Here is a 15,195-nt window from a genome sequence, read left to right as displayed (position 1 = left end):
TTTTCAAACAGAAATTTTAGTTACCAAAATTATATCTTAAAGTAATTCCTGAACGTATTGTTGTTTGTGGGAATGCTGTTGAAATTGCATATTCTGAAAATGTATAATCGAAGTAAAAAATACCTGTTAGGTTTTTACTAAAAGAATAGTTAGCATTGTATTTTAAACCATAAATGGTTTGACCATTGGTTATTTGGTTATTCTCTAAATCTAAATATCTAATTATTGTTTTATTATCTCTTAGGGATAGATTTGCTTCCATTACCAAGTCACTAACTATAGATTGTTTTGGGCCTGCTAACTTTGATTTTATTCTTACATCTTTAAATCTATATCCCAAACCTAAGGTGTACTCTTTACCTTGTATTTCTGTCATCAAATTATTATCGAAACTTAAAGATAATAATCTGTCTTTTCTAATTTCGGCTAAAATTTTTACAGAGTTTTTCATCTCCATATCAACTCTAATTAACGGGCTAAATAACTCGGTTAAATTTACGTTACTGTATATTTCTTCATTTTTGTAATTTCCTGCTTGATCTAAAGATTCGGTAGGCTGTGACTGGTAGGCTAAATTATAATCTATATCATTATAATCTAAATTAGTTCTAAACTGACCTACACTATAGTCTGACCTGTAGCCATGAGATAAAGAGAAACGTTTAAAGCGTTTTTTAAACCAACCTAACTTCATTAATCCTGTATATTTAATATCCCAGTTTGGTATTGGTATATTACGTAAAGCTCCTAATTTTGTTTTGTTTGCTTGTTGTCCTGTATATGCGCTTACAAAGGCTGGCAACAATACTGCTTGGCTTGTTTTACTAAATCCTAATGGGTAACCTTCTGCATCTAAATTATTAGGGTCATTAATATCTATACCTCTTTCTTGTGCCAAACGCTGAGCTATTACAAGTCTGTTTTCTCTAAAATCATCAAAAGCCTGAGATTGATTTTCATCACTTTTTCCAAATGCTGTTGGTAATGTAAAAGATGAAATTCTAAAATTTCCAAACGTATTTGGAGTTAAAGAAATGTACTCGTTATTTTCAACTCTATAGTTTTCGGCATAATTTTCTGCATAGGTTCTAAACCCTACTAAATCTATTTTTAAATCATTAATTGGTTCTAGGTTTGCCGATAAATCTAATTGTCTTGTTTGTGTTTTGGTGTATTGTTCGTTAAAATCTGGGAATGCCGTTAACCATCCATTTCTTGCTGCTCTTTGTCTAACATCGCTTTGACTACCAAAGGTGTAACCTAATGTTGGTTTAGATGTACCAATAAATCCTGGTGTATCTAAATATCCAGGCAAATAAGTTCCGTTATTTTCTGAATAATTAGCTTGAATTCTCTTAACACTCGTTAGAATTCCTATACCAAAATTTGCTAAACCGTTTCTTTTCTTTTTTGGTTGTTGCGCAGATTTATTATTATTTGATCCTGGTGGTGTACCTCGTTTTACTCTACTTACTTTACCATTAGACCTTGTATTTCTTTTTTTAGCTATACCTAAATATTTGTATAGCTTATTCATGTCTAATGTTGAATTTATGTTATGAGAATTACCATTAGAAATGGTATTTCCTAGATCGTATGTATTTGTAGCGATAACATTACCTTGATCATCATAAGTGTCTATAGGTAGATTTCCATATAAGTCTGAACCTTTTTGCCATTGAAATTGACCTGAGTATGCGTATGATGCTTTTAAGAAGCTTAAAGCTGGTATTTTATTTAAAGGAATTTCATAGTTAACTCCAATTAATTGAGAACGTCTATTTGGATCTCCTATATCAAAAAACCCATCCCAAACGTCCAATGTTCCGTCTTGCTCTCCATTTATAATATTATCTTTAAAATAATTTCTAACAATATTATTATTTGCTAATGCAAAATTAAATGATAATGCTTTGGTTAAACTCCAATTAATATTTGTTTGAAAATCGAATGTATAGTTCCTTCTAAATAATTCTTCTAGACCTATATTATCTCCTCCTAACTCTACTTCTCTAAATCGCTGTCTATTAAACTGCCTATTATAATCGGTATTTACCGTTAAGCTAGTAGGCAATAGGTTAATATTAAAATCTTTTAAGATTTTCCAATATTTATTTGTAAATAAAGAATCATTAGCTTTAAATGGTTCTATAACTTTAGGTTCGAAATTATAAGCATAGTTAACACCTGTTCTTACTAATTTATCGACAGATCTTTCTATTTCAAAATCTCTATGATCTACTTTGTTAAAAGAATAGTTAAGTGTTAGGTTTTCTACATCGTAAAATCTTGGTTTAGAATCTCCTGTCCTAACCTTTCTAACACCAATAAAATTAATACTTTGTCGTTTAGTAAAATCTTCAGATTGTTCTTTAATGGTTTCTCTTTCTTCATTAGTCTCGGCTGCATCTAAACGTGTTTGAAGCTTAATATCTTTGTATTGTTGGTCGTACTCTGGTGTAATTAACTCTTCAGATTGCCCATAATTAAAAGGAATTTGTAATCCCCATTTTTTAGGTAATAATTGACCAACATTTACATTGGTCACAACATCATATTGTTTTACATCTTCACGGCTTCTTTCTTGTGGACCTTGATCTACAGAACCAAATCCTGCAGTACTCATTCTTCCTGTTGCACTAACATTCATAAAATCGGCCAGATTAGTATCTACACTCATAATTGCAGCCCAACCACCTTCGTTATCTAAACCGGATAAACGTAGCTCATTAAACCAAACTTCTCCACAAACGTCAAATCCTCTAGCATTTTTTATACCTACCATTAATGTTCTTACTGCACCAAAATTAGGGTTACCTTTAATTGCCACACGGTGTTGACCTGTTACATAGCCTTCAAATTCTGAAACTCCAGATGGTAACGCAACTGGTTCTCCATTTACTACATCGTAATATGTAGCAGATGTGTTGGAAAGCGACATATTAGATATACCTAGTGATTTTATTTTTTGAAGGACTTCTAAATTTAAATTTATCTCATTAGCTGCAGGCCATAAAGCTTCTGATGTTAAACCAGTAGACACCTGTAATGGCACTTCTATTTGATAGTAGTTTTGTGTTAAATCGTTTCCTAAACGAATAAAACCTACTAAATCTTCATCTGCAAGCCCTGGTATATCGCCTTCTTCTGCATGCATAAACATTCTAATACGTTCGTATTGACGCATGTCTACACTTATATTTTTATAAACTGCTCTAGACTCTTTAGCTGGTAAATCGCAAACATTTACAACTAATGCTTGCTCATTTTGGTCAATAATGGAGTTATTATTATTTAAACGTTCTGGTTCTATTCCCGGAGGTGACGCATAACTGCCATCGTTTTCTTGTGTACTCACTGCTCCTACCGTAAAATCTGTATCACCAAATGTTGGTGGTGTTGGTCCTCCATCTAAGGCTAATTGATAGCGCCTCCAATCACTACGTACTAACTCTAAGGTTCCAAAACGTAAGGTTGTTTGCTCCTCAAAACCTTCTAAAAACATACGTGTAAAACGTATAGATCTAAAATCTGTAATTTCATTTTCTCTACTATATTGTGGTATTGTAGGATCATCGAACGTTGCTAGTGGCACATTAACAGGTACTCTAAACTGATACCAACGTACACTTGCTGTTTCTCCATTTGGTAAAACACGCTGTACATTTTTTAGATCTACAATAAACTCTCCTATTGGATTTGTAGGTGTTATTTCATCTAAGCTATTTTCTGGTAAATTAGCACGAGTTAAATCTAGATTATACTGGAAATAACTATCTATAGTATTCATAGTATTATCACGGTTAATATCTTCAACGTCTGGTTGTGTTGTTGAACCACGATTTGTGTCGCTAAATGTATCTGGAGAGTTACCATCTACACCGTTATATTTTTTGTAACGCTCTAAAAGGTTTCCTTCTTCACTTAAATAATATGAGTAGTTATCTGCCGATGGATCTGGTAAAGCTGCAACAAAACCAGGAATTGCTATAGGTTGTGCTCCAGAAACTGTTTCATCTACAATATTTGCTTCTTCTATATCATCATAACCATCATAACCAACATCTTGGTTTGTGCGTTCTTGACCTTGAGTATCGAAAGCATAAATTAATGCCTGATTTTGTGGTACTGCATATGGTGTGATGTCTGGATTTGTAATCATAGAGACGTTTCCATCTTCTGGCAAACCATTTTCATACTGTTTTTTTCCATCTTTTAAAACATCTTCTGATATGCTTCCTAGGTTAAATACTAATGTACCTCCTGGATTTAATGGGTTTTCCTGAAATGGATCTTGTAACCAAAATTCTATATATTCTACATTAGCCTGTTCAAAATCTGTAGACGTTATTTGTCTTGTAATACCAGCCCAGCTTTGCTCTGGATTGGTAATAGTATTGCCATCTGGTTCTAAGTTTTCGCCATTAAAATTATATGGTCCACGCTCTTCTGGGTAATATGTTAAATCTAATGTATTTAATACTGTTGTTTGACCTTGTGCTATATCCTGCTGCGGAAATAACTCTTGTACAAAAACTCTTGATGTATATAATCCCGATACGTCATCATCATTTATTTCGCTTGGTCGTTGTCCGCTGTAAAAAATAGGGTCTATAGTGTACCAGTTTAATAAAGCTCTATCATAACTATTTTGGAGTCCTTTTGCATCTTCATCTCGGCCAGTTTGAGGGTAACTTCTACCAAGGTTTAACGGTCTACTTGAAATGCGCCAAGCTTGAGGAGATTTTAAATCTATTCCATTCTGGGTACCTTCAAAATCGTCTATATATGCTGTTGCTTCTCCATTAAAGTCAGTGCCTTTTGGTGCTCCTGGTAATAAATAAGCAAATTCACCTCTTACAGAAAGATTTGACGGTGCATCTGTATCTATGTTTGGTAATTTATTAACTAATCTTGTAAAGAATGGCACTTCGGTAGAATAGTTACCATTAAAACCAAGTATCGTATTATTAATTGGCTCATTATTATAATTTGCTTTTTGGGTGATAGGTCTTTCATTTAAATTAACAAAAGTACCGCCAATTACAAAGTTCTCGTTAAATTGATGTTGTACGTTTAATCCTGTAAAACGTTTTGTTTGCTGGCCGAATATAGAATTATTCTCGGTTGTTACTTGTATTGGTGTGTTTGATGCTTTTAAAGCTTCATCTAAAATTTGTACACGTCCTAGTTGATAGTTTACTGTATAATCTACACCTTCCACTAAAACACGACCTCCAGCAGTTACCTTTACAGAACCTTGCGGAATATTAAAACCTCCTATTGGTATACCTTCGCCTCCTTGAGATTTATAACGTCCTTTTATTTGAAATTTATTTTTCTGTATTTCATCTAGAGCTGCAGTTTTAGTTGCTTTATATAATAAATCGTAAACGTATTTTTCTTGGTTAGCATTGTTATACGTATCTGCTTCATAATCTAAATCGTTATTAGCATCGTTACCATCATTATCTAAAACATCAAATAAATAACGTCCAAATGGTTCAACTTTTGTAAATACAACTTTTCCGTTTTCTGGAATGACCGTTACTCCTGAAACAAAATCGAAAAAACCATCTCCGTTAGTTTGAGGATCGTTATTAAAATTCAGTCTATCTAAATTAAATAAACGTAATAGTGTTGTTTCGTTAATTACTACATCGTCATTTGTGTTTGTCGGAGTATTTTCAATATCAAATAAAGGAAACGGTTCGCCTTCAACAGGATTTATATAGTTTAATGGTGTTGCTTCGTTATAAAATATATTTAATTTAAAATCTTCTTGCGATAATTGGTATGCTCCTGTATCATAAATGTTTTTCATCATTAAATCCCATATAGGTTGAGAAACACTGGTAATACTACTTTTTAATAATTTTAATACGAGGTTATTGTTTGTTACTACAGTTGTTTGTTCTCCTTGGGCGTTTGTTCCGTTTTGTATATCTGTTGCTTCTAAACCGTCATTTGCAAATTCACCAACTTGGTATACTTGACCACCTACTGTATATTGAAAGGCTACTGCTAATACTTCATCATTATTCAATCTTTGATTTAAAGATATATAACCTAATTGTGTGTTTATTACATATTCCTGACCTTCAATTAATTTTCGTGTATTTTCAAGTTTAGCATAATCGAAACCTTCATTAAAATTTGGCACTAAAATACCTTGCTCTACTGTTGCTGTTTCTCTAATTGCTTGTGTTAGTTGCGAACCAGCACCGCCAATATTTGTTGGGTCTAAACGGTTGTTTTGATTGCTTGGAAACGCATCTGGTCCAGCAGTTACTGCTACACCAGGATTACCTATAGTTCCAGATTCTCCTAAATCTTGTAATGCTACTATATTTCTTACATTTTCTGTACGGTTACTTCTGTTTGTTATCCAAACTTCGGCTCTTGTAATTTGTAAACCACGATTATCTATAAATGGATAACGCTCTAAGGCTTTGTTATACGTATCTCTAAAATATTGTGCCAAGAAAAAGTGACGGTTTTCGTCGTAATCACGAATAAAGAAATCGAATTCATCTAAAGTTCCTCCACCTTGCGCTACAACAGATCTTGTATCTGATTTTTGTTCTGAAAACACTCCTGTAATTGTGGTTTTACCAAACTGAAGTTGAGTTTTAACCCCAAATAAACTTTGTGCTCCTGAAATTAAAGAGCTATTAAGTGGCATACTTACATTACCAACTTCTATTTTTTGAATAATATCATCTTCGGTTGGTGTGTATTCTAGCTTTACTAATTGCTGAAAATCGAAAGTTGCTTCGGTATCATAATTTGCTGTTACTTGTAACCTTGTTCCTACCTTACCTAATAAACTTAGGCTTATACGCTGGTCAAAATCAAACGTGAAATTACTTTGGTTTCTAGGCGAAAAAGATGGGTTTTCTTGTTTTGTGTACAACACACCTAAATCCATTTCTAAAGAACCTTGTGGTACTACTTCTATAGTATTACCTCCAAAGATACTTTCAAAAAAACCTGAATTTACGTAGAACTCTGGCAACAAATTCTTTTTTTGGTCTTCGCTGGTTTCTTTATTAGGATCTAAAGCATCTATTTTGTCTTTATAGTAACTTTTTAAATTTTCAGCAAAAACTAAATCTTGGTACTCTTTAGGAGTTAGAATTAACGGGTATTTAATATCAAAACTTCCAACTTTCTCTGTATAAACATAACGATCTGTAATTGGGTCGTAAGTATATTTAGATTCAACACTGCTTGGATTTGGCATTACAATATTACCCATACTAAATCCAGTTTTAGTAGAATCTGAAGCTACAGTAGGATCTGGATCTTGCGCAAAAGCAAATACCGATATCAGCATTGCTAATATTAAAACTATATTATGTTTAATCGATTTGTGAAAGTATAGGTTAGTTGTATTCAAAATCTACTATAAATTTTTTAAAGCTAGTTTAATTATGGCTTCTACCGAAGCTTCTGGCTGAGCTACAACAATTTTGTCGACCACTCGTTCTGCTTGTTTCTTGGCAAAACCAAGAACTTCTAAAGCAGATAACGCTTCATCTTTGTTGGTATTGTTTCTATTAACAGAAACTTCGTCTATATCGTAAATTTTAAGAATTTTGTCTTTTAAATCTAAAATAACACGTTGGGCAGTTTTTGCTCCAATACCTTTAATAGATTGTATTAAAGCAACATCTGCAGTAGCAATACCTTCTCGAATTTGCTTAGGTGTTAATGAAGACAGCATGGTTCTAGCAGTATTTGTACCAATACCACTAACCGAAATTAGTAATCTAAAAACCTCACGTTCGCCTTTTGTAAAGAAGCCATATAGACTATGGGCGTCTTCTTTAACCTGCAAATGAGTAAATAAATGAATGCTTTCTTGGTCTGGGATTTGGGAAAAAGTATTTAATGAAATATTTAATAAATATCCAACACCGTTGCAGTCTATTACAACATCTGTTGGATTTTTTTCCACCATTTTTCCCTTTATATGTGTGATCATCTACAATTTCTTCTTAAGCATTCAAATGTAAGAAAATTATTGGACTTAAAATTGTGTTAAAAAAAGGGGGAATTTAAGATTGTTTTCCTTTGTGTTGGGCGTCAATTACAGCAATAGCAGTCATGTTTACAATCTCGTCTACACTTGCATCAAGTTGAAGAATATGGACTGGTTTACGTAATCCCATCATTATTGGACCTATAGATTCTGCTTTATTTAATTCTTTTAAAAGCTTATAAGTAATATTTGCAGATTCTAAGTTTGGAAATATTAATGTATTCACTTTGTGCCCAGATAATTTTGAAAACGGAAAAATGTCTTGAAGCATCTTACTATTTAATGCAAAATCTGTTTGTAATTCTCCATCAACCAGTAAATCTGGATGTCTTCTATGTAAATAAGAAACAGCTTCACGCACTTTTGTTGCAGTTTGATCTTTAGATGAACCAAAATTTGAATAGCTTGTCATTGCCATAACTGGCGTCATACCAAACATTTTTACAACACCAGAAGTCATTTGTGCAATTTTAATTAAATCCTTAGCCGAAGGATTAATATTTATTGAAGTATCACTTAAAAACATTGGTCCACGCTCGGTCATCATAACGTTTGTTGTTGCAATTCTTGTAGATCCTGGTGCAAGCCCAATAAGCTCTAACATTGGTTTTACAACTTGTGGATAACTACGTGAGTAACCAGATATTAAAGCATCGGCATCACCTTCATTTACCATCATTGCAGCAAAGTAGTTACGTTCACGCATTAATTTTTGAGCTTCTAATAATGTAACTCCACGACGTTTTCTTTGCTCCCAATATACTTGTGCATATTTATTTTTTTGCTCTACTTGCTCATCTGATTTTGGGTCTATTATAGGAACATCTGCAAAAAATTCAATTTCTTCTTTTAGCTTTTCAATTTGCTCTTTTCTTCCTAATAAAATAGGAATTGCAATACCTTCATCATGAACAATTTGCGCTGCTTTTAAAACATCTATATGGTCTGCTTCTGCATAAACAACACGTTTTGGATTTGTTCTTGCTCTATTTAATAATAACCTTACAATTTTATTGTCTGACCCTAAACGTTCTAATAAAGAATCTCTATACTTATCCCAATCTACAATTGGTTCTTTTGCAACACCACTATCCATAGCTGCTTTCGCTACTGCAGGAGGAACTTCGGCAATTAATCTTGGATCAAAAGGTTTTGGTATAATATAGTCTTTACCAAAAGTTAACCTTGTTTCGTTATAAGCAATATTTACTTGTTCTGGCACAGATTCTTTAGCTAATTTAGCTAATGCTTTTACTGCCGCCATTTTCATTTCTTCGTTAATTTTTGTGGCACGTACATCTAATGCTCCACGAAATATAAACGGAAATCCTAATACATTATTTACTTGGTTAGGGTGATCGCTTCGGCCAGTGGCCATAATTATATCATCCCTAGTATCTATTGCTAGTTCGTAACTAATTTCTGGATCTGGATTTGCCATTGCAAAAACAATAGGATTTTTTGCCATGGTTTTTAACATGTCTTGAGACACCAAATTACCAACAGAAAGTCCTAAAAACACATCGCTATTTACCATTGCTTCTGCTAAACTATTGTATTTAATAGTTGTTGCATATTTTATTTGGCTATCAAGTAAATCTGTCCTGTCTTTATGTAATACGCCTTCACTATCAAACATTGTTATGTTTTCTGGTTTAACACCTAAAGCAACATATAAATTTACACAAGCCATTGCAGCAGACCCTGCTCCAGATACTACAACTTTTACTGTTTTTATATCTTTTTCTGCTATTTCTAAAGCATTTAATAATGCAGCCGATGAGATTATGGCTGTACCATGCTGGTCGTCATGCATTACAGGAATATCAAGCTCTTCTTTTAAACGCTTTTCAATTTCAAAAGCTTCTGGTGCTTTAATATCTTCAAGGTTTATACCTCCAAATGTTGGTGCTATATTTTTTACAGTTTCTATAAAAGCGTCAACATCTTCTGTATCTACTTCAATATCGAAAACATCTATATCTGCAAAAATTTTAAACAGTAAACCTTTACCTTCCATAACTGGCTTAGAGGCTTCTGGACCAATATTTCCTAATCCTAAAACGGCTGTACCATTAGATATTACAGCAACTAAATTGCCTTTAGCTGTATATTTATATACGTTATTTACGTCTTTTTTAATTTCTAAACAAGGCTCTGCAACACCTGGAGAATAGGCTAAAGCTAAATCTCTTTGCGATGCATATTTTTTTGTAGGAACAACTTTTATCTTTCCTGGAGTAGGCTTTGCATGATATACTAAGGCTTCTCTTCTTTTGCTTTGTTTGCTCATAATTTAGTTTTTATAGAACATGCAAATTTAAGAATACTCAATCGTTTAAACTCACAATTTTTTGAATGATTTAGTTTAAAAGTTTGAAGGAACTAAATATTAATTTTAAAAATTCATGTTTCGAGTTAATCCAGAAAATTTTTACTGTTGCATTTTGTAATGCTAGTTTGTATTTATAATATTCAAAATAATTGTTGTCCCATCAATATTATTAAACTCTAATCTTACAAAACCTAACTTCTCATTATACAGAAATTTTGAAGTTGTAATTCCCATGTTACTATTTGATGTTGCGAAAATAGGAGTGCATTTTAATATTCCATATTCTGTTTCATAATCAATTAATTTTAATTTCTTATAGGTGTGTGTTAAGTGAATATTTTTATTATCCTGATATCCAGCATCTAATTTCCATATCCATTTTTTTTATTATTCAATTTAATGTATGGAAATGCAGATAACTGTAAAATGCCTGCATCGCCTTGTCTTGGCGGATGAATCCATATATTATTATTATTTTCTATTAATCCCGTTCTTTCACTAAACATTAACTTACCTTTTTCATCTAAGTATTCATACTTTATTACAGTTTGATTATAGTCTGGATCAAATTTAGAAAATGGTAGAGTTGTACCTTGTATTGTCAACCTGATTGCCTTTAAATCTAAATCAACTAATTTATCATTATGGATGAGTGAGTAACTATATAAAAACTTCTTATTTACTAGGTAAACCTTGTTATCAATATCATATTTAAATTCATTATTAATAAACTCTTTAGAAATCTTTTCAACATAAACTTCATCCTTTTGGGAAGCACAACTAACAATAATAAAAACCAGAACAAACATTAATTGTTTCATAAATCTACTCATTTAAAAATTTAATGTTTCGAGTTAATCCAGAAAATTTAGTTCGTTTTACTGCCGACTTTTGAAACACTTTTTTAAATACATCTTCTGTAATTTCTTCCCAGTCTTTTTTAGTCATGTCTAACAGTTCTGGATGCGGATTGAATAATGGTTCATTATGTGCTTTTGAAAATTTATTCCAAGGACATACATCCTGGCAAACATCGCAACCAAACATCCAACTATCAAACTTACCTTTCATCTCATTAGGTAATTGGTCTTTAAGTTCTATTGTAAAGTAACTTATACATTTACTACCGTCTACCACATAAGGTTCTACAATTGCTTGAGTTGGACAGGCGTCTATGCATGCAGTGCAAGTTCCACAATGGTCTGAAACTATAGTATCGTATTCTAAATCTAAATCTATTATTAGTTCTGCTATAAAATAAAAAGAACCTACTTGTTGGGTTAATAAATTACTATGTTTACCAATCCAGCCTAATCCAGATTTTGCTGCCCAAGCTTTATCTAACACTGGTGCAGAGTCTACAAAAGCTCTACCACTTACTTCCCCAATTTCTTCTTGTATATAATGTGTAAGTGTTTTTAATTTAGATTTTATTACATGATGATAATCGTTACCATAAGCATATTTTGAAAGCTTGGGAGCTTCAGAATCTTTTTGGGTTTCTTCAGGGTAGTAATTTAGTAAAAGAGAAATAACACTTTTAGAATCTTCTACTAATTTTGTTGGGTCTAAGCGTTTATCAAAATGGTTTTCCATATAACGCATTTCACCATTCATATTATTATTTAGCCAGTTTTCTAAACGTGGTGCTTCTGCTTCTAAAAATTCGGCTTTGCTAATACCACAAGATAAAAAACCGAGGCGTTTGGCTTCGGTTTTAATAAGGTTTGTGTATTTAGCTTTATTGTTTATCATTAAAGATTTTTGCTTTGTTATAAGTTAAAATAAACCTCCTTGAGTTGGTCCTTTAATTTTACCCAAATGCTCATAGGCTAATGCTGTAACTTCTCTTCCTCGAGGTGTTCGCATAATAAAGCCTTGTTGTATTAAAAAAGGTTCGTAAACTTCTTCTACTGTTTCGGTACTTTCACTAACTGCGGTTGCTATAGTAGTAATTCCAACAGGTCCTCCTTTAAATTTATCTATTATTGTAGAAAGTATTTTATTATCCATTTCATCTAAACCATAAGCATCTACATTTAATGCTTCTAAGCTAAATTTTGCTATTGCAATATCAATACTTCCGTTTCCTTTTATTTGTGCAAAATCTCGCACTCGTCTTAACAGTGCATTTGCTATTCTTGGTGTTCCTCTACTTCTACCTGCTATTTCTATAGCTGCTTCCATAGATATTGGTACATTCAAAATTTGTGCACTTCGTTGTATAATGGTACTTAATAAATCGGTTGAATAATATTGTAGGCGACTTTGTATACCAAAACGTGCACGCATTGGCGCTGTTAATAAACCTGATCGTGTTGTTGCTCCAACTAAAGTAAAGGGATTTAAATTTATTTGAACTGTTCTTGCGTTAGGACCAGACTCTATCATGATATCTATTTTAAAGTCTTCCATTGCAGAATACAAATATTCTTCTACAATAGGACTTAACCTATGAATTTCATCTATAAATAAAACGTCTCTATCGTCTAGATTAGTTAACAGTCCTGCTAAATCTCCTGGCTTATCTAAAACTGGGCCGGAAGTGATTTTAATACCAACATTAAGTTCATTAGCTAATATATTAGCTAATGTAGTTTTACCTAAACCTGGAGGTCCATGAAATAATGTATGGTCTAATGCTTCGTCTCTTTGGTTTGCTGCCTGAACAAAAACTTGTAAGTTTTCTAAAACATTATCTTGACCCGTAAAATCATCAAAAGATAATGGTCTCAATGTTTTTTCGATATCAAATTCTTCGGGTGAAAAGTTTTCGTTAGATGGATTTAAGTTCTCGTTCATAAGTATATATAAAGATTATATTTCTTAATTAATGGAAGAAATATCAACTAAAACAAATATAAAGAAAAAGCGATTGAAAATATATTAAGTAAAAAATGGACTTAAAATAATAAAAATCACTTAATTATTAGATGTAAAAAAAGCTTGTTCGGTTAAAATGAACAAGCTTTTATATAAATTTTATTTTAATTATTATTAGTGTTGTAACTCTTCTTCTCCTTCTTTAAGAGGAACAATTTGAGAAACAAAATCAACATCGTGACCTGGTTTACTATAATCGTAAGCCCAACGGTGTACTTCTGGGATTTCTCCTGGCCAGTTACCATGAATATGCTCTACTGGTGTAGTCCATTCCATAGTATTTGACCTCCATGGATTTTGTGTTGCCTTCTTTCCATAAAACATACTACTAAAGAAGTTATATAAAAACACTATTTGAAATACTCCTCCAATTAAAGCGAAAAGTGTAATTACAACATTTACATCTTGTAAATCATCAAATAATGGAAAATTACTATTTGTATAGTATCTTCTTGGTAAACCTGCCATACCAATGAAGTGCATTGGGAAGAAAACACCATAAGCACAAACTGCAGTTACCCAAAAGTGTACATATCCTAAATTTTTATTTAACATACGCCCAAACATTTTTGGGAACCAATGATAAATACCTGCAAACATACCGTAAAGTGCTGAGATACCCATTACTAAGTGAAAGTGTGCTACTACGAAGTAAGTATCGTGAACATTAATATCTAAAGCACTATCTCCTAAAATAATTCCTGTTAATCCACCTGTAATGAAAGTAGAAACTAAACCAATAGAAAACAGCATTGCCGGATTCATTTGAAGGTTTCCTTTCCAGAGTGTTGTTATGTAATTAAATGCTTTTACAGCAGATGGTATTGCAATAAGTAATGTTGTAAAGGTAAATACTGAACCTAAAAATGGATTCATACCTGAAATAAACATGTGGTGACCCCAAACAATTGTAGATAAAAATGCAATTGCTAAAATTGAAGCTACCATGGCACGATACCCAAAAATAGGTTTACGTGAGTTGGTTGCTATAATTTCTGAAGTTATACCTAATGCTGGTAATAAAACAATATAAACTTCTGGGTGTCCTAAAAACCAAAATAAATGTTCAAATAATACTGGAGATCCACCTTGGTAATGTAATACTTCACCTTGAATAAATATATCTGACAAGAAGAATGATGTACCAAAACTTCTATCCATAATTAGTAATAATGCAGCAGATAATAAAACTGGAAATGATATTATACCAATTATAGCAGTTACAAAGAATGCCCAAATTGTTAAAGGTAACCTAGTCATAGACATACCTTTTGTACGTAAATTTATTACTGTTACTACATAATTTAAAGATCCTAATAAAGATGACGCAATAAATATAGCCATAGAAACTAACCACATTGTCATACCTGCACCAGAGCCTCCTTGAGCTAATGGTAATGCACTTAGCGGTGGGTATATTGTCCAACCTGCAGCGGCTGGTCCTGCTTCGACAAAGAAAGATAATACCATTATTACACTAGAAATAAAGAATAACCAGTATGATACCATATTTAAAAATCCTGAAGCCATATCACGCGCTCCAATTTGCAACGGTATTAATAAATTACTAAATGTACCACTTAATCCTGCAGTAAGTACAAAAAAGACCATTATAGTACCATGGATAGTTACTAATGCCAAATAAATATCTGCATCCATAACACCTTCTGGTGCCCATTTACCTAATAATGCTTTAAAAATTACATTTGGCTCTTCTGGCCATGCAATTTGCATACGCATCATTAAAGACATCATTACACCAATAACTCCCATTATAGTACCTGTAATAAGGTACTGTTTGGCAATCATTTTATGATCCTGACTAAATATATATTTAGTAATAAACGTTTCTTTATGGTGGTGATCGTCGTGAGCGTCGTGAGTATCTGCGTGTGCTGACATAATCTAAATATCTTTTATAACCTTTTAA

7 protein-coding genes are annotated in these 15,195 nt (G+C 32.5%); all 7 read right to left on the bottom strand.

What is annotated here, in order from left to right; all coding sequences use genetic code 11:
- Positions 1-16 precede the first annotated feature (16 nt).
- Positions 17-7,402, bottom strand: a complete 7,386-nt coding sequence (gene sprA / locus LACAL_RS06915; RefSeq protein WP_013870004.1) for a cell surface protein SprA — start codon at positions 7,400-7,402, stop codon at positions 17-19.
- Positions 7,403-7,408: 6 nt separating this feature from the next.
- Positions 7,409-7,990: a Holliday junction branch migration protein RuvA gene (gene ruvA / locus LACAL_RS06910; protein WP_013870003.1), complete on the bottom strand. Its 582-nt coding sequence runs from the start codon at positions 7,988-7,990 to the stop codon at positions 7,409-7,411.
- Between the two features lie 73 nt (positions 7,991-8,063).
- A complete protein-coding gene (locus tag LACAL_RS06905; protein ID WP_013870002.1) occupies positions 8,064-10,340 on the bottom strand; it encodes an NADP-dependent malic enzyme in 2,277 nt (758 codons plus the stop codon).
- 404 nt (positions 10,341-10,744) lie between these two features.
- On the bottom strand, positions 10,745-11,203 hold the full coding sequence (locus LACAL_RS06900) for a hypothetical protein (RefSeq protein ID WP_148256127.1): 459 nt from the start codon (positions 11,201-11,203) through the stop codon (positions 10,745-10,747).
- Positions 11,204-11,207: 4 nt separating this feature from the next.
- The gene (queG, locus tag LACAL_RS06895; protein WP_013869999.1) at positions 11,208-12,137 is read right to left on the bottom strand and encodes a tRNA epoxyqueuosine(34) reductase QueG; all 930 of its coding nucleotides are present in this window, start codon (positions 12,135-12,137) and stop codon (positions 11,208-11,210) included.
- 24 nt (positions 12,138-12,161) lie between these two features.
- Complete coding sequence (gene ruvB / locus LACAL_RS06890; RefSeq protein WP_013869998.1) at positions 12,162-13,184, bottom strand: Holliday junction branch migration DNA helicase RuvB; 1,023 nt, start codon at positions 13,182-13,184, stop codon at positions 12,162-12,164.
- Between the two features lie 195 nt (positions 13,185-13,379).
- The gene (locus tag LACAL_RS06885) at positions 13,380-15,167 is read right to left on the bottom strand and encodes a cbb3-type cytochrome c oxidase subunit I (protein ID WP_013869997.1); all 1,788 of its coding nucleotides are present in this window, start codon (positions 15,165-15,167) and stop codon (positions 13,380-13,382) included.
- Positions 15,168-15,195: the final 28 nt, after the last annotated feature.

Origin of the sequence: Lacinutrix sp. 5H-3-7-4 (assembly GCF_000211855.2) — a bacterium.
Taxonomy (GTDB): domain Bacteria; phylum Bacteroidota; class Bacteroidia; order Flavobacteriales; family Flavobacteriaceae; genus Lacinutrix.
The sequence above is the reverse complement of the archived record's forward strand: the minus strand, read 5'-3'. Positions and strand labels throughout refer to the sequence as shown.